General features: G+C 72.1%; 3 protein-coding genes and 1 pseudogene. 2 read left to right on the forward strand and 2 right to left on the reverse strand.

Annotation, left to right across the window (positions count from 1 at the left end):
• Positions 1-700: pseudogene (locus AB7U92_RS23265) on the forward strand (hypothetical protein); the annotation flags it as partial.
• Between the two features lie 6 nt (positions 701-706).
• Here the strand turns inward: AB7U92_RS23265 and AB7U92_RS23270 are convergent.
• Together AB7U92_RS23270 and AB7U92_RS23275 are read right to left on the reverse strand one after the other, a co-directional pair.
• Entirely contained in the window at positions 707-1,474 is a 768-nt protein-coding gene (locus AB7U92_RS23270) for a hypothetical protein (RefSeq protein WP_428582585.1), read from the reverse strand.
• Between the two features lie 98 nt (positions 1,475-1,572).
• Positions 1,573-3,042 (reverse strand): aldehyde dehydrogenase family protein, encoded by a 1,470-nt coding sequence (locus AB7U92_RS23275; RefSeq protein WP_428582587.1) that lies wholly within the window; start codon positions 3,040-3,042, stop codon positions 1,573-1,575.
• Between the two features lie 61 nt (positions 3,043-3,103).
• On the opposite strand from AB7U92_RS23275, the gene AB7U92_RS23280 reads away from it, so the two are divergent.
• Positions 3,104-3,990, forward strand: an 887-nt coding sequence (locus AB7U92_RS23280) for an ABC transporter permease (RefSeq protein WP_428582589.1), incomplete at its 3' end; no start/stop codon positions are given.

Raw genomic sequence — 3,990 nt, forward strand, 5'->3', positions numbered from 1 at the left:
CCAGCGTGCTGAACTGAACCTGCGTGACTGGACAGCCCCGTTCGGCGGCGACGATTCCGCACCATGCCCCGAAGCACTGGCGCCGGTCGCGCTCACCCGCCATCGAAGCTTGCCAGTGATCACCCTGGCCACCGGCGAGCGCTACGTGCTCGACAGCGGCAACCCAGCGGGCCTCATCCGCATCGAGGCCGAGCCGCCGGAGCCCGCCACGCAGGGCCTGATCCTGGCGGGCGAACTGCGCCTGACGGTGCTGCCCGAGGCCGTGCTCGGCCCGCAACGGCGCAGCGACGTGCCGGTGCTGCGGCTGACCCAGCCCGCCCTGCACCGCGCACTCGGCGACGCCGCACGGGGCCTGGCCGGCACTGCCTTCCTCGACGGCGCGCGCTGGGCGCTCGACCTCGCGCATGAGCGGCTCTGTGTGGAAGGCGGTCCCTTCGCGACGCCGGGCGGCTTCGGGCTCGTGCCCGAACGCGCGGGCATAGGGCTGCGCGTGCAGCAGGTGTTGCCCGGCAGCCCGGCCGACCGGGCCGGCATTCGCGCCGGCGAGGTGATCGCGCAGTGGGCCGGCCTGCCGGCCTCGCGCCCGCTGGCGGAGCTGTGGCTGGCGCTGCAGGGCCGCGAGGAGCTCGTGCTCGGTATCGGCGAACCGGTCCGAGCGCTGACCCTGAAACGCGCGATCTTCGCGCCCGCCGCGCCCTGAAGCCACTCAGGGACAGGTGGTCGGCGTGGTCTCCTTCTGCCGCTTGAGCGTGACGGCCGCTCCGGCGGCATTGCGCAGTGTGATCGTCGCGCCGTCGGCGAAGACGACGTCGGTGAAGCGGGCCGCGGTCTGGCCGACCGGAACGAGGGCGGCGATGGTGGGCCTGGTGCTGGTCGCCGTCTGGAAGCCGTCGATCAGCCCGTCGAGCACCACCGGCGCACCGGCGGACACGTCGCAGGCCTGCAAGGGATCGTCCTGTGTGTCGTTGTCGACGCTGGCATAGGGGCTGAACTTCAGCCGCGTCGCGCCGTTCTCGCTCACCCACAGGCCCAGATCGAGCTGCACGTCCACGCGCGAGTTGCGGTAGAAGCGGGCCGGGCGGGCACCGGTCGCCACCGCGTCGAAGCGGATCAGGCTGCTGATCCGGCCCTGGATGCACACCGGCTGGCCGGGCGCATCGCGCGCACGCAGCACGACGTCGCCGTTGTCGAAGTTGCCGACCAGCGCCAGTTGCCCGCTGCCGTCGTCGGGCGCGCCGCACAGGTCGGAAGGGTCGAGCATCGCCGCAGTGACGGCATACCTGGAGCTGAACAGGTGTTCATCCGGCAGCGGCGTCTGGAACTGCAGACCCTCCTGGCTCACGTCGCCGTTCAGGCGCCAGGCTCCGTTCAACGGGGTGACGATCGTCAGCAAGAGCAGCTCTCCGCCGCCACAGGCCGCCAGCAATGCGGCGGTGGCCAGCAAGCCCTTGCGCATCGACAGCTTCGTCTTCATGGGCAGCCTCCTTCCGGATGCACGCCGATCATCGATCCGGCGCGCGGGCACCGCAATGGCGTCGCCCCCTTCACGCTAGGGGCTCTGTCACCCCACGCTCAGCCGTGCAGGATCGCCACCGTCTTCAGCGCCGAGAAGCCGTACAGCGCCTCGAAGCCCTTCTCGCGGCCGTGGCCCGAAGCGCCGATGCCGCCGAAGGGGAGCTCGACGCCGCCGCCGGCGCCGTAGTTGTTGACGAACACCTGGCCGCACTTGAGTGCGCGGGCCATGCGCAGCGCGCGCGAGCCGTCGCGGGTCCAGACACCCGCCACCAGGCCATAGGGCGTGCCGTTGGCGATGCGCACCGCCTCGGCCTCCCCCTCGAAGGCGATCACCACCTGCACCGGGCCGAAGATCTCCTCCTGCGCGAGCGCGTGGTCGCCGGGCACCGCCGCCACCAGCGTCGGGCGCACGTAGAAGCCGCCGGCCGGCGCGTCGGCCACGATCTCGCCCTGCCCGGCGATGCCCAGGCCGCTCTCGCGCGCCAGGCCAAGGTAGCGCGAGACGATGCCGTGCTGGCGCTGCGAGATCAGCGGGCCGAGCTCGAGGTCGGCCAGCGCCGGCCCGACGCGCAGCGTGCGGTAACGCTGCGCAAGGCGCTCCACCACCTCGTCGAAGACGCGCCGCTCGACCAGGATGCGCGAGCCGGCCGAGCAGGTCTGCCCGGCGTTCTGGATACCGGCGTTGACGAGGAAGGGCAAGGCGGCGTCGAGGTCGGCATCGGCGAAGACGAGCTGCGGGCTCTTGCCGCCGAGTTCCAGCGTGACGGGCACGGTGTTGCGCGCCGCCGCCGCCTGCACCAGCTGCCCGGTGGCCACCGAGCCGGTGAAGGACAGGTGCCTCACGCCGGGGTGCGCCGTCAGCGCCGCACCGGCCTCCTCGCCCAGACCGGGCACGATGTTCAGCGCACCGGCCGGCAGGCCGCACTGCTGCGCGATGCGGCCGATGGCCAGCGCGGTCAGGCAGGCTTCCTCGGCCGGCTTGAGCACGCAGGCATTGCCCATCGCCAGCGCCGCACCGACGCTGCGGCCGATGATCTGCATCGGGTAGTTCCACGGCACCACGTGGCCGGTCACGCCGTGCGGCTCGCGCCAGGTCAGCGCGGTGTAGCCGTTCAGGTAGGGAATGGTCTCGCCCATCACCTTGTCGGCCGCGCCGCCGTAGAACTCCAGGTAGCGCGCCAGCGCCAGCGCATCGGCACGGCCCTGCTTCAGCGGCTTGCCGACGTCCAGCGCTTCCAGGCGCGCCAGCTCATCCACCTGCTCCAGCACCGCACGGCCCATCGCCATCAGCAGCCGGCCGCGCTCGGCGGCGGTGAGGCGGCCCCACTCGCCGTCGAGCGCGGCCTGCGCGGCAGCCACCGCCGCGTCGATGTCGGCCGCGTTGCCGCGCGCGATCTCGGCGAGCACGCTGCCGTCGGAGGGGTTCAGCAGCGGCAGTCGCTGTCGCGAGGCGCCATCGCGCCAGCGGCCATCGACGAGCACCTCGTGCGTGGCGAACGGCAGCGGATTGCGCAGGGGCTCGGCCATGGGCTGTCTCCGTCGTGTTTTCGGCCATCATAGGCACACGACATGCTCCTGGGGACCGGCCATCGCCCTCTTCCTGCTCCGCCGCTTTGCGACGTTCATGCTCACGCTGGCCGTGGCCTCGGTGGTGGTGTTCGCGGTGCTCGACCTGCTGCCGGGCAACGTGGCGCAGGTGATGCTCGGCGAGAGCGCCACGCCGCAGGCGGTGGCGACGCTGGAGAAGAAGCTCGGCCTCGACCGGCCCGCCCTGGAGCGCTACGTCACCTGGGTGCAGGGCCTGCTCACCCTGCAGCCGGGCAACAGCCACGCCTACGACACGCCGATCACCGAGCTGGTGGCCGAGCGCCTGGTGGTCACCGTGCCGCTGGCGCTGCTGGCCATGGCGCTCACCGTGGTGCTCGCGCTCGCCGCCGGCCTCTACGCCGCCTCGCACCACAACCGCGCCGGTGACCTCGGTGTGATGGCCGTGAGCCAGCTCGGCATCGCGATCCCGAGCTTCTGGTTCGGCATCCTGCTGGTGATGCTGTTCGCGGTGAAGCTGCCGTGGTTCCCCTCCGGCGGCTTCCCCGGGTGGACGGAAGACGAGGGCGGCGGCCTGTGGGAGGGCCTGCAGGCCCTGGTGCTGCCGGCCGTGGCGTTGGCGGTGGTGCAGGCGGCCATCCTGGCGCGCTTCGTGCGCTCGGCCGTGCTGGAGGTGCTGCGCGAGGATTTCGTGCGCACGGCGCGCGCCAAGGGCCTGAGCCGCCGCGCGGTGTTGTGGGGCCACGTGTTGCGCAACGCCATGGTGCCGGTGGTCACGGTGATGGGCCTGCAGTTCGCCAGCCTGGTCACCGGCACGGTGGTGATCGAGAACGTATTCTCGCTGCCCGGCCTCGGCCGCCTGATCTTCCAGGCCATCGGCAACCGCGACCTGCCGCTGGTGCAGGCAATGGTGATGCTGCTGGCCGCGAC

Source organism: Piscinibacter sp., assembly GCF_050175855.1.
Taxonomy (GTDB): domain Bacteria; phylum Pseudomonadota; class Gammaproteobacteria; order Burkholderiales; family Burkholderiaceae_C; genus Piscinibacter.

Coding starts and splice junctions, on each gene's coding strand:
- AB7U92_RS23270 (WP_428582585.1), bottom strand. CDS start 1,474: ATGAAGACGAAGCTGTCGATGCGCAAGGGCTTGCTGGCCACCGCCGCA.
- AB7U92_RS23275 (WP_428582587.1), bottom strand. CDS start 3,042: ATGGCCGAGCCCCTGCGCAATCCGCTGCCGTTCGCCACGCACGAGGTG.